20 protein-coding genes are annotated in these 25,005 nt (G+C 47.3%); 8 read left to right on the top strand and 12 right to left on the bottom strand.

Annotated elements, in window-relative coordinates; all coding sequences use genetic code 11:
• Positions 1-82: 82 nt before the first annotated feature.
• A complete protein-coding gene (gene gpmI / locus BQ7489_RS01195; protein WP_072529701.1) occupies positions 83-1,597 on the bottom strand; it encodes a 2,3-bisphosphoglycerate-independent phosphoglycerate mutase in 1,515 nt (504 codons plus the stop codon).
• Between the two features lie 493 nt (positions 1,598-2,090).
• On the opposite strand from gpmI, the gene BQ7489_RS17930 reads away from it, so the two are divergent.
• On the top strand, positions 2,091-2,582 hold the full coding sequence (locus BQ7489_RS17930) for a lytic transglycosylase domain-containing protein (protein ID WP_374044738.1): 492 nt from the start codon (positions 2,091-2,093) through the stop codon (positions 2,580-2,582).
• Positions 2,583-2,665: 83 nt separating this feature from the next.
• On the opposite strand, the gene BQ7489_RS01185 is transcribed toward BQ7489_RS17930, so the two are convergent.
• A complete protein-coding gene (locus BQ7489_RS01185) occupies positions 2,666-3,268 on the bottom strand; it encodes a ribonuclease HII (protein WP_072529699.1) in 603 nt (200 codons plus the stop codon).
• A 166-nt stretch (positions 3,269-3,434) separates the two neighbouring features.
• Here BQ7489_RS01185 and BQ7489_RS01180 point away from each other — a divergent pair, with 166 nt between their 5' ends.
• Positions 3,435-3,713: a LysO family transporter gene (locus BQ7489_RS01180; protein ID WP_072531965.1), complete on the top strand. Its 279-nt coding sequence runs from the start codon at positions 3,435-3,437 to the stop codon at positions 3,711-3,713.
• The gene (locus BQ7489_RS01175; protein ID WP_072529698.1) at positions 3,710-4,312 is read left to right on the top strand and encodes a LysO family transporter; all 603 of its coding nucleotides are present in this window, start codon (positions 3,710-3,712) and stop codon (positions 4,310-4,312) included. Before BQ7489_RS01180 ends, BQ7489_RS01175 begins: the two co-directional genes overlap by 4 nt.
• A gap of 93 nt (positions 4,313-4,405) precedes the next feature.
• Here BQ7489_RS01175 and BQ7489_RS01170 read toward each other — a convergent pair whose 3' ends face one another.
• The 8 genes from BQ7489_RS01170 to rimP all read right to left on the bottom strand — a co-directional run bounded on the left by BQ7489_RS01170 (position 4,406) and on the right by rimP (position 14,701).
• Positions 4,406-5,623, bottom strand: a complete 1,218-nt coding sequence (locus tag BQ7489_RS01170; protein ID WP_072529697.1) for an aminotransferase class V-fold PLP-dependent enzyme — start codon at positions 5,621-5,623, stop codon at positions 4,406-4,408.
• A 12-nt stretch (positions 5,624-5,635) separates the two neighbouring features.
• Complete coding sequence (gene sufD / locus BQ7489_RS01165) at positions 5,636-6,979, bottom strand: Fe-S cluster assembly protein SufD (RefSeq protein ID WP_072531964.1); 1,344 nt, start codon at positions 6,977-6,979, stop codon at positions 5,636-5,638.
• Between the two features lie 2 nt (positions 6,980-6,981).
• Entirely contained in the window at positions 6,982-7,734 is a 753-nt protein-coding gene (sufC, locus tag BQ7489_RS01160; RefSeq protein ID WP_072529696.1) for a Fe-S cluster assembly ATPase SufC, read from the bottom strand.
• 31 nt (positions 7,735-7,765) lie between these two features.
• A complete protein-coding gene (gene sufB, locus BQ7489_RS01155) occupies positions 7,766-9,217 on the bottom strand; it encodes a Fe-S cluster assembly protein SufB (RefSeq protein WP_072529695.1) in 1,452 nt (483 codons plus the stop codon).
• A gap of 36 nt (positions 9,218-9,253) precedes the next feature.
• The gene (locus tag BQ7489_RS01150) at positions 9,254-9,787 is read right to left on the bottom strand and encodes a CvpA family protein (RefSeq protein ID WP_072529694.1); all 534 of its coding nucleotides are present in this window, start codon (positions 9,785-9,787) and stop codon (positions 9,254-9,256) included.
• Positions 9,788-9,913: 126 nt separating this feature from the next.
• Positions 9,914-12,865: a translation initiation factor IF-2 gene (gene infB, locus BQ7489_RS01145; RefSeq protein WP_072529693.1), complete on the bottom strand. Its 2,952-nt coding sequence runs from the start codon at positions 12,863-12,865 to the stop codon at positions 9,914-9,916.
• Positions 12,866-12,974: 109 nt separating this feature from the next.
• Entirely contained in the window at positions 12,975-14,231 is a 1,257-nt protein-coding gene (nusA, locus tag BQ7489_RS01140; RefSeq protein WP_072529692.1) for a transcription termination factor NusA, read from the bottom strand.
• A 2-nt stretch (positions 14,232-14,233) separates the two neighbouring features.
• Entirely contained in the window at positions 14,234-14,701 is a 468-nt protein-coding gene (gene rimP / locus BQ7489_RS01135; protein ID WP_072529691.1) for a ribosome assembly cofactor RimP, read from the bottom strand.
• A gap of 279 nt (positions 14,702-14,980) precedes the next feature.
• Here rimP and BQ7489_RS01130 point away from each other — a divergent pair, with 279 nt between their 5' ends.
• The 3 genes from BQ7489_RS01130 (at position 14,981) to BQ7489_RS01120 (ending at position 19,493) form a co-directional block, all read left to right on the top strand.
• Positions 14,981-17,659 carry a TonB-dependent receptor gene (locus tag BQ7489_RS01130; protein WP_072529690.1) on the top strand — a complete coding sequence of 893 codons (2,679 nt, stop codon included), beginning with the start codon at positions 14,981-14,983 and terminating at the stop codon, positions 17,657-17,659.
• Between the two features lie 56 nt (positions 17,660-17,715).
• A complete protein-coding gene (locus BQ7489_RS01125; protein ID WP_072529689.1) occupies positions 17,716-18,954 on the top strand; it encodes a hypothetical protein in 1,239 nt (412 codons plus the stop codon).
• 122 nt (positions 18,955-19,076) lie between these two features.
• Positions 19,077-19,493 carry a hypothetical protein gene (locus BQ7489_RS01120; protein WP_072531963.1) on the top strand — a complete coding sequence of 139 codons (417 nt, stop codon included), beginning with the start codon at positions 19,077-19,079 and terminating at the stop codon, positions 19,491-19,493.
• 5 nt (positions 19,494-19,498) lie between these two features.
• Here the strand turns inward: BQ7489_RS01120 and BQ7489_RS01115 are convergent, their stop codons facing one another.
• Both BQ7489_RS01115 and BQ7489_RS01110 read right to left on the bottom strand, forming a co-directional pair.
• Positions 19,499-20,803, bottom strand: coding sequence for a sensor histidine kinase (locus BQ7489_RS01115; protein WP_072529688.1), 1,305 nt, complete (start codon positions 20,801-20,803; stop codon positions 19,499-19,501).
• Positions 20,793-22,163 carry a sigma-54-dependent transcriptional regulator gene (locus BQ7489_RS01110; RefSeq protein WP_072531962.1) on the bottom strand — a complete coding sequence of 457 codons (1,371 nt, stop codon included), beginning with the start codon at positions 22,161-22,163 and terminating at the stop codon, positions 20,793-20,795. The genes BQ7489_RS01115 and BQ7489_RS01110 overlap by 11 nt, the downstream gene beginning before the upstream one ends.
• A 197-nt stretch (positions 22,164-22,360) precedes the next feature.
• Between BQ7489_RS01110 and BQ7489_RS01105 the strand changes: the two genes are divergently transcribed.
• Positions 22,361-23,725, top strand: coding sequence for a TolC family protein (locus tag BQ7489_RS01105; RefSeq protein ID WP_239496909.1), 1,365 nt, complete (start codon positions 22,361-22,363; stop codon positions 23,723-23,725).
• A gap of 24 nt (positions 23,726-23,749) precedes the next feature.
• On the top strand, positions 23,750-25,000 hold the full coding sequence (locus tag BQ7489_RS01100) for an efflux RND transporter periplasmic adaptor subunit (RefSeq protein ID WP_072529687.1): 1,251 nt from the start codon (positions 23,750-23,752) through the stop codon (positions 24,998-25,000).
• The last annotated feature ends 5 nt before the right edge of the window (positions 25,001-25,005 follow it).

Here is a 25,005-nt window from a genome sequence, read left to right as displayed (position 1 = left end):
CACAGACTCCATGCGGACAAACCTGCTGTCCTCATGCTGTCTGTGCTTCAATTCTATTTTCAAAAACCGGGTTAACCGGATATTATTTGATCAGATCCTTACCAGTCATTTCTGCCGGCTGAGGCATTCCCAAGATATGCAGGATAGAAGGAGCTACATCAGCCAATACACCGTTTTCAACCTTGGCTGCCTTGTTTTCGGTTACATAAACGAACGGAACCGGATTCAATGAGTGAGCGGTGTTAGGTGTACCGTCGGCATTCAAAGCATGGTCGGCATTACCATGATCGGCAATAATGATCACTTCATAACCATTAGCCTTGGCAGCTTCCACTGTATCTTTCACGCAATTGTCAATAGCCACTACGGCTTTCTCGATTGCTTCATAAATACCGGTATGTCCTACCATATCACCGTTAGCATAATTCACAACAATGAAATCGTATTTCTGAGTCTTGATGGCTTCTACCAGTTTGTCCTTTACTTCATAAGCACTCATTTCCGGTTTAAGGTCGTAAGTGGCAACCTTCGGAGACGGAACCAGGATACGGTCTTCGTTTTCGTACGGAGTTTCACGACCACCGTTGAAGAAGAATGTTACATGAGCATACTTTTCGGTTTCGGCAATGTGCAGCTGGGTCTTTCCATTGTTTGCCAGGTATTCACCCAATGTATTCTGTACGTTTTCCTTGTCGAACAGGATATGTACACCCTTGAACGATGCGTCGTACGGAGTCATACAGTAATACTGCAGTCCCGGAATGGTATGCATGCCTTCTTCCGGCATATCCTGCTGTGTCAAAACGATAGTCAGCTCTTTCGCACGGTCGTTACGGTAGTTGAAGAAGATCACCACATCACCTTCCTTGATTGTACCGTCGAAATTAGCGTTTACAATAGGTTTGATGAATTCATCGGTAACACCTTCGTCGTAAGACTCCTGCATAGCCTGAACCATATCAGTAGCCTTCTTTCCTATACCGCTTACCAACAGGTCATAAGCTTCCTTTATACGGTTCCAGCGTTTGTCACGGTCCATTGCATAGAAACGGCCGACGATAGAAGCGATCTTACCGGCCGACTTGGCACAATGTGCAGTCAGTTCCTCGATAAAACCTTTACCGCTCTTCGGGTCGGTATCACGGCCATCCATGAAGCAGTGGATAAATGTATTTTCCAGACCATATTCCTTTGCAATGTCACACAACTTGAACAGATGGTTCAAAGAAGAATGTACACCACCGTTTGAAGTCAATCCCATGAAATGGATACCTTTTCCATGTTCCTTTGCATAAGAGAAAGCGGAAACAATTTCCTTGTTCTGCATGATGCTGTTGTCGGCACAAGCACGGTTGATCTTTACCAGATCCTGATAAACGATACGTCCGGCACCGATATTCAGGTGACCCACTTCAGAGTTACCCATCTGACCGTCAGGCAGACCCACGTTTTCACCGCTGGCCTGCAGTTGTGAATGAGGATATTCAGCCAGCAGAGAATCCCAATACGGAGTCGGAGTGTTAAAGATCACATCATCTTTCTGATGGTCGCCACATCCCCAACCATCCAGAATCATTAAAAGAGCTTTCTTAGCCATAATAATTTATTTTGTTTAAAAGTTAATTCCAATCTATGTTTCAGGCATGCAAAATTACAAAATATCCCTTCACGACAGCTATCTTTTCACGATTTTTATAGCTACAGATTTATAATAAGTTAACCTATATCAATAACAAAAAGATTTTATGAAACAGGTTACCACCCAAAGGACAAAAGGAATTATCTTTGCAGCAGTTTAAATTAGGGAGAGAATGAAAAGAATATTAATCCGGCTGGCTGTCCTGCTGATTCTGCCGGTTCCTGTATCCGTGCATGCACAGGGACCCGACCGCCTGCCGCTTCCTTCGCTTTCGGAAGCTGAACGTTACGGTGACCTCGACAAACTGGGCAACCTTGAACTGAGCGACACCCTACTGAACTCACCGAATGTACTCAATTTCTGCGGACAGGCTGTGAATCTGGACCCTTCGCACCGGCAACGCAAACTGCAGCGCGAACTCATCAGCCTGAAGCCGATATCATCGGCCCTCATGCAACGTTCCGAATTTTTCTTTCCCATCATAGAGCCTATACTGGAAGAGCAGCATATCCCGGAAGACTTCAAATACCTCATGGTGATAGAAAGCGGCATGAACCCTTCCGCCCGTTCCTCGGCCGGAGCATTGGGACTGTGGCAGTTCATGCCCGGAACCGCCCGCGACTACGGACTGATTGTTTCACAGAAGCTGGATGAACGGCTGAATATCGAGAAATCGACTTATGCAGCCTGCCGTTACCTGAAAGCCGCCTACAGCAAATTCGGCGACTGGGTGGCCGTGGCACAGTCGTACAACATTGGACAGACACGCATCGGGAATGAACTGAAACGCCAGAAAGTGGACGAATCCATCGACCTGCAGCTTGTGGAAGAAACGAACCGGTATATCTACCGGATACTGGCAGCCAAAATCATCTTCACACACCCTAAAAACTTCGGTCTACGCCCTCCTATGCCCTATTACAAGAAAATACGCAGAAGATAATGAACAAAGATATTAACAGCCTGTTGATAACTATCGGAAGTTTTCAACAGGCTGTTACATTATAGAAGACACACATAATCCGGTTAAAAATCGAACGAAAGCTGTCCGTCGCCAAGCAGGTTATAGCTCATACGGTGATAAGGCGAAACCCCATATCGGGCAATTGCCTCCCGGTGTTTCCTGGTAGGATAACCTTTATTACTCTTCCAGTCGTATACCGGGTATTCCTCGGCCAGCCTGTTCATGTAATCATCACGATAGGTCTTTGCCAGAATGGAAGCCGCCGCAATGGAAAGGAACTTACCGTCGCCTTTTACAACCGTAGTATGCGGAATATCCGGATAAGGATTGAAACGGTTGCCGTCGATCAGCAGATGTTGCGGGCGGACAGACAACTGGTCAATGGCCCGATGCATGGCCAGGAACGAAGCGTTCAGAATATTGATCTTGTCAATCTCTTCGGGAGTGACCACACCCACAGCCCAGGCCAGGGCATCGCGTTCAATCACTTCACGCAACGCATAACGCTGACGTTCGGTCAATTTCTTGGAATCGTCCAGCTGCTCGTTCCTGTAATCATCCGGCAGAATTACCGCCGCCGCATAGACCGATCCGGCCAGGCAGCCGCGCCCCGCCTCATCGCATCCTGCTTCTATCACTCCTTTATGTAAACAAGGCAACAACATGTTATTCCTCCTATTCCATTTTCCGGGGTGCAAAGGTACACATTTCCTGGCAGGCCAAGGAAGGAAACAATATAAAGTTATCAGTAAGTTATCTACCGCAAATGTTTATAATGTATCTTTGCAGAGACAAAAATCCACCATACATTTTACAACAACAGAGACAGACATGTTTACAGTCATCGGAATCATGCTGGCAGGAATAGGAATCGGATTCCTGCTACGGAAACACCGGTTTTCCGGAATAAACCATATCATTACCATACTCATCTGGCTATTGCTGTTCCTGCTGGGAACCGAAGTAGGCAGCAACAGACGCATTGTAGAAGGCATTGCCAGCCTGGGAATAGAAGCTCTCCTTATCACACTGGCCTGTGTGGCAGGAAGCTGTATCTTCGCATGGGCACTATGGAAAATCCTACAAAAAGGAAAGGAGGGAAAAGCATGAAAGGCAGTCTGATCATTGTAGGGTTCTTCTGTATAGGAATCATTTCCGGATTCTTCCACTGGACTCCAGACATACTGCACGAAAGCAATATCAGCTTTTATGCCCTCTGTGCACTGATGTTCAGTGTAGGACTCAATATCGGCAATGACCCGCAAACATTGAAAACCTTCCGCTCGCTGAACCCGAGGCTGGCGTTTCTCCCCATCATGACCATCCTAGGAAGTTTTGCCGGTGCATTGGCGGTAAGTATGCTGCTTCCCTCACGTAGCATACCCGACTGTCTGGCCATCGGATCCGGATTCGGGTACTACTCCCTTTCCAGCATATTCATCACCGAATACCGGGGAGCCGAAATGGGCACCATCGCCCTGCTTTCCAATATCATGCGTGAAATCATCACGCTGCTCTTCTCCCCTCTGCTGGTCCGCTGGTTCGGAACACTGGCGCCTATTTCGGCAGGAGGAGCCACGACTGCCGATACTACCCTCCCCATCATTACACATACCATCGGGCAGCAATGGGCGGTAGTTTCTATCTTCCATGGGTTTCTGGTCGACTTCAGCGTACCGTTTCTGGTAACTTTCTTCTGTTCTCTCTGAAACCATTTCTCACACATCAAAAAGAATCCCCTTGCCGCATTGTGTCATACACTTGCAACAAGGGGATTCCCTCTATGATACTAAATTAAAGTTCTACCCGAACATCCGGCTCACCCGTTCTATACCCGCAACCAACGAATCGATTTCATCTTTGGTATTATACAGACCGAACGAAGCACGGACCGTACCTTCAATGCCCATCCGGTGCATCAAAGGCTCCGCACAATGATGACCGGTACGTACAGCTATCCCCAGACGGTCAAGCAAGGTTCCCATATCAAAATGATGGATATTTCCTACCAGGAATGAGATAACCCCACCCTTCTGTTCCGCCTCACCGAAAATACGCATCCCCGGGATTTCCTTCAGACGCTGCATGGCATAGACCGTAAGCTCATGCTCATAGGCCGCAATATTATCCATACCGATGGCCGATACATAATCCAGTGCTTTAGCCAGCGCCGTAGTTCCGATATAATCCGGAGTGCCTGCCTCAAACTTGAAAGGCAGCACATTGAAGGTAGTCTTCTCGAAACTCACATTCTGGATCATCTCACCGCCTCCCTGATAAGGAGGAAGCTTGTCGAGCCATACTTCCTTTCCATAAAGTACACCCACTCCAGTAGGACCGTACACCTTATGCCCGCTGAACACATAGAAATCGGCATCCAACTCCTGTACATCCACTTTCATGTGCGGAATACTCTGTGCACCGTCAATCAGAATCGGCACATTATGGGCATGAGCAATCTCTACCAGCTTCTTTACCGGATTAACCGTTCCCAACACATTCGATACATGTGCTACAGCCACAATACGGGTACGCGGTGAAAAAAGCTTTTCATACTCATCGATCAAAAGCTCTCCACGGTCGTTCATCGGAATAACCTTCAGAACAATCCCTTTACGGGCGGCCTGCAACTGCCAGGAAACAATATTGCTGTGATGCTCCATTACCGAAACAATCACCTCATCACCTTCCTTCATCTGGCTGTCGGCGAAAGTAGCCGCCACCAGATTGATACTTTCGGTAGTACCCCGTGTAAAGACGATTTCAGAAGTACTGCGTGCATTGATGAACTTACGCACCGTTTCACGTGAAGCCTCATGCAGGTTGGTTGCCTGTTGTGAAAGGAAATGTACCCCACGATGCACATTGGCATTCACCGAATAATACTCGTCGGTAATCGCCTCCACCACACAGCGCGGCTTCTGAGTTGTGGCACCGTTATCCAGATAGATCAACGGCTTGCCGTAAACCGTACGGGAAAGAATCGGGAAGTCTTCTCTGATTTTCTGTATATCGTACATATCATTGCATTTTTACTTACAGATAGCGCATCCCTGGCACTTGTTCAGCTCGCCACGGAAACGTTTTTCTACCAACAGATGCAGACGATCTTTCAACGCATCCATCCGGATATGGTCGATAACCTCATTCACAAACGCGAACATCAGCAGCAGGCGAGCCTCCTTCAAACTGATTCCACGCTGCTGCATATAAAACAAGGCATTTTCGTCCAACTGTCCCACCGTAGCTCCATGCGAACATTTTACATCGTCGGCATAGATTTCCAGTTGTGGCTGGGTATACATACGTGCCTCACGGGTAGCACAGATATTACGGTTTGTCTGCTGGGAATTGGTATGCTGGGCACCCTCACGAACCAGCACCTTACCGGCAAAAGCTCCTACAGCCCGATCTTCGAGCACGTATTTGAAAAGTTCGTTACTAGTACAGTCGGGTACCTTGTGATCAATAAACGTATTGTTGTCTACCTGCTCCTCTCTGTCGGCTATAGCCATACCGCACAAATTGATTTCAGCGCCGCGGCCGTTCAAAGTCACCTCAGTCGTATTACGGGTAGTCCCGTTATGCAAAGTCATACCGTTCAGCAGGACATTACTGTTGGCCTCCTGTCTGACATACAGATTATTGAAACGTACCGTACTGTTATGGGTTTCTTCCAGTTCGTAAAGGTCGAACACAGCGTTCTCACCCACAAACACTTCCACCACCTGGGTAGAAAGGAAATTCACGTTATCCATGGCATGGTCACAGACCAGCAGTTTGGCCTGTGCTCCGTCTTCAAGGACAATCACGATACGGCGGTTCACCATAAAATTAACATCGGCACGCAGAATGTTTACCAACTGGATAGGCTTTTCAACCACTACACCCTTCGGTACGAACATAAATACGCCATCCTGTGCAAACATGGTGTTGAAAGCCACCAAACCTTCCTTAGAAGTATCGGCCAGCTTCCCATAATATTTCTTCACCAGCTCTGGATACTGGCAGGCCACGTCCTTCAGGCTTCCGAAAATCACCCCTTCAGGCAGAGGCGCATTCGGCTGTTCCTTTGTATAGAAAGCATCGTTCACCACAAAGTAAAGCGATGTACTCAAATTCGGGATATCACATTTAAATACTTCATACGGATTGACCGGAATAGCCAGACGGTTAAGGTTCAACCCATAGTCGGGAGCAAAATATTTGCTCACATCGGTATACTTGTACTTTTCCTGCTTACGGGTCGGGAAGCCAAGCTGCTCAAAATGAGCGAACGCCTGAGCACGCGGAGCATTCAGCACATCCACGCTATGCTGGCAGATCGTCGCCTCATACTGCGAGAAAAGATCAATATATTGCTGTTCTGCTTTCATGCTCATTCTCCTAATTCTTTCTTAATCCAGTCGTAACCCTTCTCCTCCAATTCGAGTGCCAGTTCAGGTCCGGCAGTCTTTACAATGCGTCCTTTATACAATACATGTACCACATCCGGCTTGATGTAATCCAGCAGACGCTGGTAATGGGTAATGACGATACAGCTTGTTTCCGGAGTCTTCAGCTTGTTCACCCCTTCCGCAACAATACGGAGGGCATCAATATCCAGACCGGAATCCGTTTCATCCAGAATGCTCAGCTTAGGCTCGAGCATAGCCATCTGGAAAATCTCATTTCTTTTCTTTTCACCACCCGAAAAACCTTCATTCACCGAACGGTTGGCCAACTTGCTGTCCAGTTCCACGATTTCACGCTTCTGGCGCATCAGTTTCAGGAATTCACTGGCCGTCAAAGCCGGCAGGCCCTTGTACTTGCGCTGTTCGTTTACAGCCGCACGCATAAAATTTACCATACTTACACCCGGAATCTCTACCGGATACTGGAACGAAAGGAACAGTCCTTCATGGCTACGGTCTTCCGGACTCATTGCCAACAGATCTTTTCCGTCGAATGTTACAGACCCCTTAGTCACTTCATACGCCGGATGTCCTACCAGCACATTGCTCAATGTACTCTTACCGGAACCGTTAGGTCCCATGATGGCATGTACCTCACCCGACTTAACAGTCAGGTTAATTCCTTTCAATATCTCTTTGCCATTAATGGTGGCATGCAAATCTTTAATTTCTAACATACAAATCGTTGTAACAAGTTTTTCACTAAAATTATCCTACGCTACCTTCAAGAGACACCGACAGCAGTTTCTGCGCTTCTACGGCAAACTCCATCGGCAGTTTGTTCAACACTTCTTTCGCATAACCGTTCACAATCAGTCCTACGGCATCCTCTGTAGAGATACCGCGTTGGTTGCAGTAGAAAATCTGGTCTTCAGATATCTTGGAAGTGGTAGCCTCATGTTCCACCACTGCAGTTTCGTTATGGATATCCATATACGGGAACGTATGCGCACCGCACTGGCTTCCCAAAAGCAATGAATCACACTGGCTGTAATTGCGGGCGTTCTCAGCCTTTTCGGCCACACGTACCAGTCCCCGGTAAGAATTCTGGCTTTTGCCGGCACTGATACCCTTACTTACAATGGTAGAACGGGTATTCTTCCCCAGATGAATCATCTTGGTTCCGGTATCGGCCTGCTGGTAATTGTTCGTCACAGCAACCGAATAGAATTCGGCCGTCGAATTGTCGCCCGACAGGATACAGCTCGGATATTTCCATGTAATGGCAGAACCTGTTTCTACCTGGGTCCACGACAACTTGCTGTCAACTCCCTTGCAATTGCCGCGCTTGGTCACGAAATTGTAGACACCGCCCTTGCCTTCCGCATCTCCCGGATACCAGTTCTGTACAGTTGAGTATTTCACCTCGGCACGGTCCAGTACCACGATTTCCACAATTGCGGCATGCAACTGGTTTTCATCACGCATCGGGGCGGTACATCCTTCCAGATAAGAAACGTAACTGTCGTCATCGGCAATGATGAGGGTACGCTCAAACTGTCCGGTATTGGCCGCATTGATACGGAAATAAGTGGACAGCTCCATAGGGCAACGCACTCCTTTCGGAATATAGACAAACGAACCGTCGCTGAATACAGCCGAATTAAGCGCCGCAAAGAAATTGTCGCGATAACCCACAACCGATCCCAGGTATTTCTTCACCAGATCGGGATGTTCCCGGACAGCTTCGCTGATGGAACAGAAAATAATACCTTTTTCCATCAGGGTTTCTTTAAAGGTTGTCTTTACGGAAACAGAGTCCATTACCGCATCGACTGCCATGCCACTCAACGCCATCTGTTCCTCCAAAGGAATCCCCAGCTTGTTGAATGTCTTCAACAGTTCAGGATCCACTTCTTCCATACTTTTCGGTCCTTCCTTCTTTCTGGTAGGATCGGCATAGTAAGAGATAGCCTGATAATCAATCTCCGGAATATTCAGATGAGCCCAGGTAGGCATCTCCATTGTCAACCAATAGCGGTATGCCTTCAGTCGGAACTCAAGCAACCATTCCGGTTCCCCTTTCTTGGCAGATATCAACCGCACTACATCTTCATTCAGTCCCTTTTCAATGATATCTGTATGAACATCGGTCGTGAAGCCATATTTGTACTTCTCCGTCGTCAGTTCCTTCACATATTTGTTGGGTTCTAGTTGCATATCAAATTGTTGTTTGAATTGTCAGAATTTATATTATCAAAGATCATAACCGGATTCGTCCGGATCTGTATTTTCAATAAGTTCTTTGGCCACAGCCTTGAACGCAGGATAGAACACGTCGGAAAACCTTTCCATCGGATAATATAACACCGAATCCTGCTTGGTTGTTTTTTCGATTAACGAATCTTTCACATCAATGAACTCTATCAGGTGGATAGCGATACAAACCATCAATCCATACCGGATCAGTCCGACGCCCGATCCCAGCCAACGGTTCAAAAAGCTCAGATGCACGGCCGAGGCCACTTTCGTCAGAATGGAAGCCGCCACAGACAGACCGACAGGCACAACCACACCGATCAGGATAAATGCCAGAATCTGTCCGAACGTCACCGACATACCTGCCTCGGCAGCCAGCTTTTCTCCTACTACACCGAACAGAGCCCTTGCCACCAGCAGACCGGCAATCAGTCCCACCATGGAAACGACCTGCCTGATGAATCCCTTCATAAAGCCAACGATTGCCCCGACAGCCAGTACTATTACAATTACAAGATCAATGGTAGTCATCGTTTTTCGTTTTGATGCAATAGACGCAGACCACACAGACCACACAAAATTACCGACCAACCAGCAATCAGTGAGATAAGCGTAACCTGCGTCTATCCCTTATGTATTCAAGCTTTCCCTGTCAGATTACAGAGTCTGCTTCACTTCAACTTCTTCGTATGTTTCAATAACGTCACCTACCTTGATGTCATTACAGTTCGTCAGACTGATACCACATTCAAAGTTGGTTCCTACTTCCTTCACATCATCCTTGAAACGTTTCAAGGCATTGATGTTACCGGTAAATACCACAATACCGTCACGGATAAGACGTGCCTTGTCGGAACGTTTGACCTTACCGGCCTTAACCATAGCTCCGGCAACCATACCCACCTTGCTGATGTTGAACACTTCACGCACTTCGAGGGTAGCGGTAACCTGTTCCTTCACAGTCGGAGCCAACATTCCTTCCATTGCAGCCTTGACTTCCTCAATGGCATCGTAAATAATAGAATACTTACGTATATCCACACCTTCCTGTTCGGCCAACTTAGCGGCACTGTTGGAAGGACGTACCTGGAAACCTACAATAATCGCATGGGAAGCGGCGGCCAGAGATACATCCGATTCCGAAATCTGACCAACTCCCTTATGGATTACATTTACTTGGATCTGTTCGGTAGACAGCTTGATCAATGAATCGCTCAAAGCCTCGACAGAACCGTCCACATCACCCTTGACGATTACATTCAGCTCATGGAAATCACCCAAAGCCAGACGACGGCCCACTTCATCCAGTGTAAGCATCTTCTGCGTACGCAAGCCCTGCTCACGCTGCAACTGTTCACGCTTGTTGGCTATTTCACGGGCCTCCTGCTCGGTTTCAAATACATGGAACGTATCACCGGCAGCCGGAGCACCATTCAGTCCCAGAATCAATACCGGTTCGGACGGACCGGCTTCCTTCATCCGTTGGTTACGTTCATTGAACATGGCCTTCACCTTACCGAAGTAAGTACCGGCCAATACGATATCACCTACATGTAAAGTACCGTTAGAAACCAGTACTGTAGCTACATATCCACGTCCCTTATCAAGAGAAGACTCGATGATAGAACCTGTAGCCTTACGGTTCGGATTGGCTTTCAGATCCAACATTTCGGCTTCCAGCAATACCTTTTCAAGCAATTCCTTTACACCGGTACCTTTCTTTGCCGAAATATCCTGAGACTGGTACTTTCCTCCCCATTCCTCAACAAGGAAATTCATGGCAGCCAGCTCTTCCTTGATTCTGTCAGGGTTGGCGTTCGGTTTATCCACCTTATTGATGGCAAACACGATAGGTACATTTGCCGCCATCGCATGGTTGATGGCCTCTTTAGTCTGAGGCATCACATTATCATCGGCAGCTACAATCACAATAACCACATCGGTCACTTTCGCACCACGGGCACGCATGGCGGTAAACGCCTCATGACCCGGAGTATCGAGGAACGTGATATGACGTCCGTCTTCCAACGTCACATTATACGCACCGATATGCTGGGTAATTCCACCTGCTTCACCGGCAATCACGTTCGCTTTACGTATATAGTCAAGCAACGAAGTCTTACCATGGTCTACATGCCCCATCACAGTAACAATCGGAGCACGAGGCTGGAGATCCTCCTCCGCATCTTCCTCCTCAACAACTGCCTGAGCGACTTCCGCACTTACATATTCTGTCTTGAATCCGAATTCCTCGGCTACCAGATTAATGGTCTCAGCATCCAGACGCTGATTGATGGAAACCATGATACCCACACTCATACATGTAGAGATAACCTGAGTTACAGGCACATCCATCATATTAGCCAATTCGTTTGCAGTAACGAATTCCGTAAGTTTCAATACCTTGCTTTCTTCCTGTTCCAGCTCTTCCTGTTCCAACTGACGATTCTGGATGTTCTCACGTTTTTCCTTACGGTACTTGGCAGCCTTATTCTTTCCCTTATTCGTCAGACGGGCTAAAGTTTCCTTTACCTGCTTTGCCACATCCTCATCGCTCACTTCCTGTTTAGGAACGGGTTTCTTGAAGCGGTCCTTATTATGCTTTCCTCCTCCCTGGATATTCTGGCCAGAATTGACGTTACCGCCCTTATTTGACTTTTCATTACGAACCGGCATATTGCTGGCTGCACTGATATCAACACGTTCCTTGTTGATGCGGTTACGTTTTTTCTTGTTATTGCCATTATCATCTTTCGAAGATTTTTCCACTCTTTCATCAGTCTTCCTGATTTCCTTAATAATTGCGTCCTTCATCTGCTTCCGCTGTTCTTGACGCAACTTATCCTTTTCTTCCCGTTCCTTACGCTTTTCTTCCTTCGACTTTTTCTTCGGACGGGTAGACTGGTTCAATGCCGCCAAGTCAATCTGACCTACTACATTGATCTTTGACTTGAACTCAGTCGGACGAATCTTAAATATTCCGTCATCCGTACCTTCCTGAGCACTCTGTGCTTCCGGTGTTTCCTTTTCTTTTTCCATCACCACTGGTTTCAAATCTTCAGCCTTCTGTTCCGGCTGTTCCTTCTCTTCATTAATATTCACTTGAGGTTGCGGTTGTACCGTTTTTCCTTCCACCTCCACAGCCGTTACCTTTTCAGGAGCCGGAGCTACAGATACAGGTGTCACCTGAGCAGCAGTTTCTTCCACATCCTTCTTCTCTTCCTTAACAGGCTCCACCACTACCGGTTTTGCCTTTTTCCTATTTAAACTGTCCAAATCAATCTTGCCTACCGGCTTGAATTTCGGACGAGCATCATCCGGTACTACCGTTTCTATTACTTCAGACTTGGAATTTTCTTTCTGAAGATCATCTATAGAAACAGAAGCCTTGTTTCTGTCTTTATTCTGTCGTTCCTGGAAAATCTTCTCAGACTCTATCTTCAAATCCTTATCCTTGCTGAACTCTTTCACAAGTGCAGCATATTGTTCATCCGTAATTTTAGTATTCGGGTTCGCCTCAATGGTATATCCTTTTTTCTGCAAAAAGTCAACCACGGTAGAAATCCCTACATTCAAATCTCTTGTTACTTTGTTCAGTCTTATCGTCATAAATTCCTTTAAGTTTTTTAATAGAGTTCAAGAAAAGATTACCAATCACTAATATTAAAATCAAAGATTAAAACATCACCTGTTTTAATCTTTGACCGCCTATTCTGGTTTATTCCTCAAACTCAGCCTTCAAAATTCTCAACACATCATCAACAGTGTTCTCTTCCAGATCGGCCTTCTCAATCAACATCTCACGAGGTGCGTTCAGAACGCCCTTCGCAGTATCGATACCGATACCCTTGATGGCATTGATAACCCACTCGTCAATCTCATCCTTGAATTCATCCAAGTAGATATCCTCATCCATTGATGACTCATCCAGTTCGCGGTATACATCAATGGTATATTCGGTCAGCATACTGGCCAGTTTGATATTCATACCTCCCTTACCGATAGCCAGAGAAACCTCTTCCGGCTTCAGATAAACTTCGGCCTTCTTTTCATCTTCATGCATTACGATTGAAGAGACCTTGGCAGGGCTCAATGCACGCTGAATGAACAGTTGGATATTTGAAGTATAGTTAATAACATCAATGTTTTCATTACGCAATTCACGTACTATGCCATGGATACGTGCACCCTTCACTCCTACACATGCACCTACCGGATCAATACGGTCATCGTATGATTCTACAGCAATCTTGGCGCGTTCACCCGGGATTCTGGCTATTTTCTTGATTGTAATCAAACCGTCATTGATTTCCGGCACCTCCTGTTCGAACAGGCGCTGCAGGAATACAGGTGAAGTACGGCTCAAAATAATCTTCGGGTTGTTATTCTTATTGTCGACACGTGCCACTACCGCACGTACCGTTTCACCTTTCCGATAGAAATCACTCGGAATCTGCTCTGTCTTCGGAAGCAGCAGTTCATTGCCCTCGTCATCCAGCAGAAGTATTTCCTTTTTCCATATCTGATATACCTCGGCAGCCACTACCGTACCCACCTTGTCGATATATTTGTTATACAGACTGTCCTTTTCAAGTTCCAGAATCTTGGAAGCCAATGTCTGGCGGAGATTCAGGATAGCCCGGCGGCCGAACTTCTCGAAAATCACTTCATCCGTCACTTCTTCGCCTACCTCATAAGAAGCATCGATCTTACGTGCTTCTGTCAGCGAGATCTGCATATTCGGATTGGTCAGTTCATCATCTGCCACTACCGTCCGGTTACGCCAGATTTCAAAATCACCCTTGTCCGGATTTACAATAACATCATAATTTTCGTCTGTACCGAACATCTTTGCAATCACACTACGGAAAGATTCTTCCAGTACACTGACCATAGTAGTGCGATCAATATTCTTCAAGTCCTTAAATTCCGAGAACGTGTCAACCAGGCTGACAGTTGCTTCTTTTTTCGCCATAATTATCTAAAGCTTATTAAATATTTGGTGTATTTTATTTCGTCATACGTAAAGGTCACATTTTGTTCCACCAGTTTAGGACGTTTAGCCCCTTCCGGCTTGATCTTGACTTCAACGGTAACCGTAAAGTTCTCGTCATTGACATCGGCCAGCACCCCGGTCCATTTCTTTCCGTTGTTATCGAGTACTTCTACGTCTTTACCTAAATGAATCATATACTGCTTGAGTACCTTGAAAGGCTGCCCGATGCCGGCCGATCCGACTTCAAGTTCATAATCTTCCTCTTCACGGTTCAATTTAGATTCTATATACCGGCTCAGTTCTACACAATCATCAATCCATACTCCTTCGGCATGGTCAATTTCAACTACAATTTTGTCATCCGGACTAACTGTGACATCTACCAGAAAATAATCCTTACCCTCCAGCCATTCATCAACTATCCGGGTTACAACATTTTTATCTATCATGCATTAACTATATAAGAACAAAAAAAGGAGCTTGACCGCCCCCTCACCTTTTCATCCATCTCGCCCGCAAAGATACAAATAATATAATGTACTGCAAAATATCGGCATAAATATTTTGTGCTTTCAGAAATATTTTGAATTAATAACAAATAGATTTACAGAGTATTCGATTGTAGCGTAATTGTAACAGATCTGTCAACCGTCCATCAAACTTCCGTCATATTCCTGCAACAGACAGCAGGTATCTTTGCACCGTTGAAATCAGTAAAATACAAACGAATGGTAAATTTGAAAAAAATGATGTTACTGGCTCCAATGGTCGTCACAGCCGTCAGCGTACAGGCTTTCACATTAAAAGGCGTGATCATCGACAACACGACAAAGGAACCATTGATAGGAGCAACAGTACAAATAGAAGGTACAACCATCGGAGCGATCACTGACATCGACGGAAAGTTCGAATTAAAACAGCTCCAAGGAAAAAGCTGTAACCTGATTATCCAATACGTTTCTTACAAGTCGCAACGGATTGCAGTCACATCGGAACAGAAAGAGGAACTTGTCATTGCCCTTTCACCCGATAACCAACAGTTGGATGAAGTGACTGTCGTAGCCAAGAAGAATCTGGAAGGCGAACGGGCTTTGCTGATGGAACGCCAGAAGTCGAGCGTAGCCATAGAAAATATAGGAGCAAAGGAAATGAGTGCAAAAGGACTCTCCAACGTAGAAGAGGGAGTGAAAAAAATCACAGGAGTATCCATCGCTTCAGCCGGACAGATTATCGTACGCGGCCTGGGCGACCGTTACAGTACCACAACATTGAACGGACTACCTATCGCCTCACCGAATCCGGACAACAAGCTGATACCGTTGGACCTCTTCCCAACCTCAACGGTCAAGAACATCACGGTCAGTAAAGTATACGAAGTAAACTCATTTGCCGACTATTCGGGGGCACATATTGACATAGGGACAAAGGAACAGACCGGAGAGGATTTTTTCAACCTGTCATTCAACACGGGAGGTAAATTCAATACATTAGGCCGGGACACGTACCAGATGGACCGTGACGGAAGTCTGTTCAAGACACCTTCGCTCGACAGCCATATCAATAACATGGACCTTGCAGACTACGAAGCCTATGCAGCCAAGAACAAACTGTTCAACACTACGTTCGACGTCACGAAGAAAACGTCTATCCCTGAATTCGGCGGTAATATCGGTATAGGAAAAAACTTCAGTATCGGAAGCGGACAGTTGAGCATCCTGGCGTCATTCGGACTCAGCAACGACCAGCAGACAATGAAAGACGCTTATGTGCGCACCCTGGAAGCCAGCGGTACCACTTTGAACAACTTCAACTACGACAGCTATTCAAGCGAACTGAAAATAGCCGGTCTGGGAAGTGTCGGATACACGTTCCGGGGAAGTGACCTGCTGAGCTACACTTTTTTCTATGCACGTAACGCACTCGATACCTACATGCTCAGGGAGGGAGTGGACTACGAAGACCATAACCTGGTAGGAAGCAACAATGTAAGCCATATATATAGTCTGCAGAACCATCAGCTGAGTGGAAAACATCATTTCGGAAAACAATGGACGTTTAACTGGAGCGGATCCTACAGCATGACGGGAAGTGATGAACCCGACCGTCGCCAGATCATGTACGAAAAGAAAAACGGGCAACTGGAACTGTTCAAGCTCAACCGTCAGGAAACCATGCGTTATTTCGGAACGCTCGATGAAAAGGAATGGGTAGGCAACGTCAGCGGAGAATACCGCTTCGGCAACCTCAACCGGATCCAGGCAGGCTTCACCTATAAAGACAAGGACCGGGATTATGTAGCTACCCGTTTCTACTATAACTTGAGCAGACTGAATCCTACCATCAACGACATCTATACCCCATCCGATTTTCTCAATCAGGAAAGTATCACCGACGGACTGGTATCCATCGACCGCAAGAAACAGCCTAAAGACAGCTATAATGCCGGAAACACCATTTATGCCGGTTATGTATTGGCCGACATATATCCGATTGAACCTTTACTGATGAATATCGGAGTACGTTATGAAATCAGCAAACAATGGGTCAACTATTACGATGACCAGAGTAAGGCCAAAAGAAGGGATCTGAACACCAACGACCTGTTCCCGGCCATGAACCTGAAATACCAGCTCGACAAAAGGAACAGCCTGCGTCTTTCCTTCTCACGTACCGTAACCCGTCCGTCGTTTATCGAAATGGCTCCGTTCCTCTATCAGGAATCATACGGTGCCGCCCAGATAAGAGGTAATGCCGACCTGCAGAACGGATACAACTATAACATCGACCTGCGTTATGAACTCTTCCACGACAATGGAGACATGCTTTCGGTCACCGGATACTACAAACTTCTCGAAGCACCTATCGAACGGGTCCAGACCCTGGTGGGAGGTGCGGCCGAACATTCCTTCCGCAATGCCGACAACGGTCTCGCAGCCGGAGTTGAAGTTGAGGTCCGCAAAGAAATAGCCAAAGACCTGCGGATAGGAGCCAACGCTTCCTATATGTATACCAACGTGAAACTGCCCGAAGGCGGAGCATACACCAATAACCAGCGCGCCTTGCAGGGAGCCTCTCCATACCTGGTCAACGCCGATATCACCTATACCCCGACATTCGGTGAAAACAGGCAGTTAAGCGCAGCCTTGCTCTACAACCTGCAAGGTCCCCGCATCCACGCAGTAGGTATTTCCGGACTGGGCGATGTCAAACAGCAACCTGTACATATCCTGAATTTTGCCGGAAGCTACCGCCTCAATGAAAAATTCACCGTAAAACTTCAGGTCAACGACCTGCTGAACAGAGCCATCGTATTCGACCAGGAAGTACCTCAAACAGGGAAAACCCTCGAAGTGGAACGGTTCAAACGCGGAAGCAGTTTTGAAATCGGAATTTCTTACGATCTGTAAAACAAAATTGAATACTATAATAAAAAACGATATTTAATATCTTAACAATTACACTTATGAAAAAGAATTGGAAATTTGCTATGATGGCATTCGTTGCCGGTATGACATTCATGACATCCTGCAGTAACAGTGATGATCCTGTAACAGACGGAACAGACAATGGCGGAGACAGCCAGACCGAATATGTCCTGGATTCGGATATCACATCCGACGTAACTCTTGAAGCCGGAAAGGAATACAAGCTAAACGGAGGTATTCATGTAAAGAGCGGTGCAACACTGACTATCCCCGAAGGAGTGACCATCGTTGCCCAATATGACGATAACGTAGACTACATTCTGGTTGAACAAGGAGCCAAGATCAATGCACAAGGTACAGCTTCCAACCCGATTGTCATGACTTCAACCAAAAAGGAATACGGAGCATGGGGAGGTATACACATCTGCGGATATGCACACACCAACGCCGAAGGCGGAACTGGAAAATCTGAAATCGGAAACGCTCCCTATGGAGGCAACAATGATGCCGACAACTCGGGCGTTTTAAAATACATCCGTCTGGAATATACCGGATATGCATTCGACGAGGAACATGAAGCAAACGGAGTGTCTTTCTATGGCGTAGGTAACGGTACTACCGTAGAGCACTTACAAGCCTATAAAGGTTCTGACGACGGTTTCGAATTTTTCGGAGGCTCGGTCAATGTAAAATACCTGGTATCAACCAGCTGTAGTGACGATTCCTTCGACTGGACCGAAGGCTGGAACGGAAAAGCACAGTTCCTGGTAGCTTATCAGGAAAAGGAATCTTCACTGGGCTACAACTGCGACTGTCTGATGGAATGTGACAATAACGGAAACAACAATGCAGCTACTCCTATTGCCCATCCGGTAATAGCCAACGCTACCCTCATCGGAAACGGAAGTGATTCACAGGGTGTACGTCTGCGTGCGGGAACAGAAGTCGAACTCTACAATTCAATTATTGAAGGCAAGACTCTGCCGCTGACTGTAGAAACGGAAGGCACGGAAAATGCATTGAAAGACGGCGTTTCAAAACTGGAATATGTCTCAATAAGCGGAGAACTCTCATCCAAAGAAAATATCTATACAAACAGTATGTTTGCCGCAGCTACAGGCAACGAGACCAACCAGACATTCAACTGGACCGGCAACTACATTGGAACAGAAGATGGAGGCAAGGACCTGTCGGGTAGCGACAGCTTCTTTGAAAGCACCAATTACAAAGGAGCCGTAAAAGCCGACAACGACTGGACAAAAGGCTGGACCCTATAAATCTTTCAATAAAAACAATTACAGAAAGTCCGGATTGTGGCACAAGCCATAAATCCGGACTTTTTTTATTCCCGTTCCGCAAAAATATGTACATTTGCGACAGTCAACCAATACATAACGGAATGGACAAGAAAAGCATCAACAGCAACAAGCAATTCATGATCGGAAACGGCATACTCGCCTTCGGAGTGTTCTTCATCGTCTGCCTTTTCCTCTATCTGGGCTTCCGGGGACAGGACAAGCAGGAAGCCGGCAAGCAGGTATTCAAGGACATGTACACGATTTCCCTGACAAAAAACTTTGCAGGCGACAGCATTTCGGTATATATCAATGACAGCCTGCTGATGAACAGGGCCATGCCCGATGCGGAGGTAAAGCTACAGGTCAACCGGTTTGCCGACGAAAGCGCACTGATGATTGTCGATAACCGGAATGAAGAAATCACGCCTTTCAGCCTGAATGTAAAGGGAAGCCTGGTTACAGTCGACAAGAAAAACGGAAAGATCTTCTTCGAAGAGACCGAAGCGGCCGACAAATGAGAATTCTATTCAAATTCCAGGACAAAAGTCGTATTCCAGCCGTTGGTACCTGCCCGCAGCAGACTGATGCTTCCACCCGACAGTTTCATGATCTGGCGCGACAATGACAACCCGATACCGTTCCCGTCCTGTTTGGTCGTGAAGAACGGAACGAATATCTGTTTGGCCACCTCTTCCGGTATGACGGGACCGTCATTGCTTACGTAAATGAATACATGTTCGTCGGCCGCACTGTAGGCACGCACATGGATATTTCCCCCTTGGCTTCCGATAGCCTGCCCGGCGTTCCGCAACAGATTGATCAGCACCTGCCGTATCATGTTCGGGTCGGCATAAACCATCAGGTCATCAGGTTCCACCTGAAACGTAATCTTCACGTTCTCCGGAACCAGGCCCAACTTTTCAACCTGCCGCAACATATCAAGCACATAGAACGGTTCGGGCGACGGCTTCTGAAGGGCCGAGAACTTGCGGTAACTGTCTACAAACGATACCAGTCCCACCGATGTATCATGTATGACACGGATTCCGTCATATAAAGGCGTACCTACCACATCCTTACGTTTCAGGAAGGTCTCGCTCAACGAAGAGATAGGGGCTATCGAGTTCATGATTTCATGTGTCAGTACGCGCGTCAGCTTTATCCACGAATCAAGCTCCTTGGCATCCAACTCATTCCGGATATCGTTCAGTGTAAGTATCCTCACCTTATTGCCTCCCACCATCATTTCCGAAGCCCGTACCAGCAGATCCACATCGCCTTTAGGCCCGGTAAAATGAAGGTTACAGCGTTCTCCGGCCACCAAGGTACGCAAACTCTGCGGGACCTCCTCACCATACCGTTCCAACTGCTGCAAGGTACCCAAAACCGGCAGCCCCAACAGGCGTGCAGCGGCAGGGTTGGTCTGTACCACTTTCATATTCTCGTCAAGGATAATCACTCCCGACGTCACACTGGAAAGCACCTTTTCATAAAACCGCTCACGCTGCTCCATCAGCTGTTTCTGTTCCCCCATCAGGTCGCCGAACTTGTTCAAGGCTTCCTGCAAGACACTCTCTCCACCCCAGTTACCACCTGTAGGCAACCTGAAGGTATAGTCCTTGTTGCGGATGGCTTCCAGAATCAGCCAGCATTTCTCACGCAGCAGGCTCTGTGAGCGGTAAGTCACCAGAAACGTAGCCGCACAAGCCACACCTCCTATAACCAGATACAACATATTCCCCTGACTGACGCCCAATGTCAGCAAGACTGTCCCCACAACCAGCAGGAATACACGGGACCATATGGTATACAGCCATTTATATTCCATAGCGTTTCATCTTGTTATAAAGAGTCTGCCGGGTAATTCCCAACAAGGCTGCAGCTTGCGAAAGGTTCCCTTCACACTGGTCGATGGCACGCTTCACCATATTACATTCCATTTCATCCAGTGTCTGTAAAGGCATCTGGTTTGTTCCTGTCTCCTCTCCGGCTGGAGTCTGTACGACAGGCGACAACTGGAGCATGTCTGCCTGGAGTTCCTCACCGTCCGAAAGGATTACCGATTTCTCTATCGTATGCTGCAATTCACGGATGTTACCCGACCACGGATGTTCCAACAGCCTACGTGCAGCCTCGGGAGTAAACCCGGTTACGTTACGACCGTATTGCCGGGCATATTTTTCCAGAAACATCTTGGCCAGAGGCAGAATATCCTCTTTTCTTTCCCGTAACGCCGGAATATGCAGATGAATGGTATTGATACGGTACAGCAGGTCCTCACGGAACTCCCCCTTACGCACCATCTCGTCCAGATCACGGTTGGTGGCACATATCAGGCGGATGTTGGTCGGCTGGGGAGTATTGCTTCCCACACGTACAAAGCATCTCTTCTGTATAACGGTCAGCAGTTTGGCCTGCAGATGATAAGGCAGGTTGGCTATCTCATCCAGAAACAGCGTACCTCCGTCGGCAGCTTCAAAACGCCCTATCCTGTCCGAATGGGCATCGGTGAACGAACCTTTCACATGCCCGAAGAGTTCGCTCTCGAACAAAGACTCGGTAATGGCTCCCATATCGACCGAAACCATCGGTCCGTTCCGGCGGTTCGACAACCGGTGTATTTCTCTTGCCAGCATATCCTTACCGGTACCGTTCTCTCCGGTAATCAGGATGTTGGCATCGGTAGCGCTAACTTTGTCGACCAGCATCTTCAGCGGACGGATAGCCGGGGAATGTCCCCAATACATTTCCGATCCGGAATCTTCCGGTGCCGCCTGAGTTTTCTTTCCATTCTTCTTCCCTCCGGCTTTTTCATAGGCTTCCTGCAACGTACGGACCAGCTTTTCGTTGTCCCAAGGCTTCACTACAAAGTCGGAAGCTCCTTCCTTTATTCCGGTAACGGCCAGATCAATGTCTGCATAAGCAGTAAAAAGAACCACTTCGGTCTGCGGGCGCAGGCGTTTGATTTCACGCAGCCAGTACAGACCTTCATTCCCGCTGTTGATCCCCGACGAAAAGTTCATGTCGAGCAGTACCACATCAACCGGATCACTCGCCAGCAAGGTAGGGATTGTCACCGGAGAACTGATGGTAATGACCCGTTCAAAATATTCTCCTAAAAGATATTGCAAGGATGTCAAGATGTTCTTGTTATCATCAACAACCAGTAAAGTTCCTTTTTTCATCATACCCATTCTATATGTAACATTGCAAAGATAGCGAAAGCATGATAAAAACATAAAAAGGCATGTGACAAAATTTTAGACAACAGGTGTCTAATTTTTTGACACCACGGCTAATACACTGCATTTATATATATCTGATAAACAGCATAATACATTTATGGCACGGAATTTGAACGAAACCAGGTAAAAACGAACGTAAAATGATGAATACGATGAAGATAAAACAAGCTATCCTGTCTGCAGCCTGTCTATGCAGCCTGAGTCTTACAGCCCAGGACGTATGGAACATAGACCGTTGCATGAGTTATGCAGTAGAGCATAACCGCACGGTCAGACAGCGTGAACTGGAAGCCGACAATTATAAGATGGACCACCTGAAGGCCATAGGACAGTTCCTTCCGGGTATCAATGCGGGAGTCAGCGTCCAATACAACTTCGGACGTTCGGTCGACCCTGAAACCAACACCTATATATCCAAGTCTACATTCAACAATGCATACAGCATGGAAGCGTCTCTCCCGATTTTCCAGGGCGGAAGCCTCATCAACCAGGTGAGGAAAACCAAAGCCAATGTCCTGTTAGGTAAGGCGGCCGTACAGGAAGCACACGACAACACGGCACTTGAAACATTCCAGGCCTACATCAATGCATTGTATTATTACGGAACCAGCCGCCTGGCCAGAAAAAAACTGGCCGACAGCGATTCACTCCTCTACAAGACACGGATCCAGGAAGAGCTGGGACTGAAAGGACAGGCCGATGTTGCGCAGATAGAAGCGCAGCGGGCTACCGATTCCTACAACCTGACCCATCAGCAGAACCTGTATGAAACGGCCATGCTTACCCTCAAACAGACCATGAACTTTCCTGCCGGCGATACATTGGCACTCGATACCACCCTGCTGGAAGGTTCGACTGCCGACCATATGGAACTGACGCAGGAACAGGCCGATGAGGTATTCCGTCAGGCACTCAGTCTGAACCCGACCATACTGCAGGCCGAAATGGCAAAGAAAGCGGCCGATATGAACCGGAAGATGTACTGGGGCAACCTGGTTCCTTCCATCACCCTCTTCGGAGGAGTATCCACCTCCTACTACAAAGAGCTGCACAGAACGGGATATCTGAAATTCAGCGACCAGTTCAACAATAACTTTGGTTCCTACTTCGGTATCAGCATGAGTATTCCTATCTTTAACCGTTTTTCAGGCATCGCCTCCCTGCGCCAGGCAAGGAACGACTACCGGATTTCGTGCGAAAAATACGAAGCCCAGAAAGAAGCATTGCAGAAGCTGGTGCTCCAGGCCGTACAGGACCGCGAAGGCTACCTGCGTGAAAGCATACAGATGGAAAAGAAAGTGGCTTCCGACTCCATTGCCTATCACGTTACCCGCCGCAAATACGAAGAAGGGCTGATGACTTCGCTCGACGTGCAGAACAACGCAGCCACCCTGCTGGAAAGTGAGACAAACCTGCTGCAAAGCAAACTGACCTACCTGCTGAAATGCCGGCTGGTGGATTATTACAAAGGAAAAGAGCTGATCCGTACAGAAAACAACATGTAATTTTAACAGCATAAACATCAAACTATGGATATACAATTGGAAAAGAAAAAAGGCATCCAGAAAAAACACATTCCCTACATTGCGGGAGGTGTAGCCTTGCTGGCACTTGTAGCCTGGATCATTTTCGGCAACCACGCATCGACTTTACGTGTCGACGGCAAGACCCTGAACATAGCCGACGTGACCTACGGCAAATTCAATGACTACATCCGGCTGAACGGCCAGGTACAGCCGATTTCGGTTGTACAGATCAGTCCGGAAGAAGGCGGAATCGTCCGTGAAAAGGTTGTGGAGGAAGGCACCCACGTAAAGAAAGGTGATGTCATTCTGCGGCTCAGCAACTCCAACCTCGACCTGCAGATCCTGAACGCCGAATCGGAACTGGCCGAAAAACAGAACCTCCTCCGTAATACACAGGTCACCATGCAGCAGGACAAGCTGAACAACGAAACCGAAAAGGTACAGCTGGACACTGATACCCGCCGCAAGAAACGTACCTTCGAGCAGTACAGCCGCCTGTATAAGGAGCGTCTCATCAGCCGCGAAGAGTTTCTGCAGGCAAAGGAAGACTACGAAGTGGCCCAGAAGAAACACGGACTGGTTACCCGCCGGCTGGAGCAGGACTCCATCTACCGCAACATACAGATGGACCAGATGGAAGAGAACCTGCAGAACATGCGTAAGAACGTATTGCTGATACGTGAACGGAAAGACAAGCTGGAAGTGCGTGCCACCATCGACGGGGAACTGGGACTGCTGGACGCCGAACTGGGACAGAACATCAACGCCGGACAGATGATCGGACAGATCAACGACCTTTCGGACTTCAAGATTGAAGCGATGATTGACGAACACTACATAGACCGCGTCATAAACGGACTGCCCGCAAGTTTCGAGCGCCAGGGAAGCACCTTCCGCCTGAAGGTACGCAAGGTATATCCCGAAGTACGTGAAGGAAAGTTCCGTACCGACCTGGTATTTGAAGGAAAGAGGCCGGAAAATATCCGGAGCGGACAGACCTACTACATCGACCTCCAGCTTGGAGAACCTACCGAAAGTGTCCTGATTCCGAAAGGGACCTTCTTCCAGGTTACCGGCGGAAACTGGATATTTGTAGTCGACAAGGACGGACAGAAAGCCTACCGGCGCAAAATCCGTATCGGACGCCAGAACCCACAATACTATGAAGTGCTGGAAGGACTGGAAAAAGGAGAACGGGTAATCATTTCGGGTTACGAAAGTTATAAAGACAATGAAGTATTAATCCTTAAATAGAGAAA

The organism is Bacteroides ilei (genome assembly GCF_900128495.1).
GTDB classification, from domain to species: Bacteria; Bacteroidota; Bacteroidia; order Bacteroidales; family Bacteroidaceae; genus Phocaeicola; species Phocaeicola ilei.
This window is presented reverse-complemented; position numbering and strand designations above follow the sequence as displayed.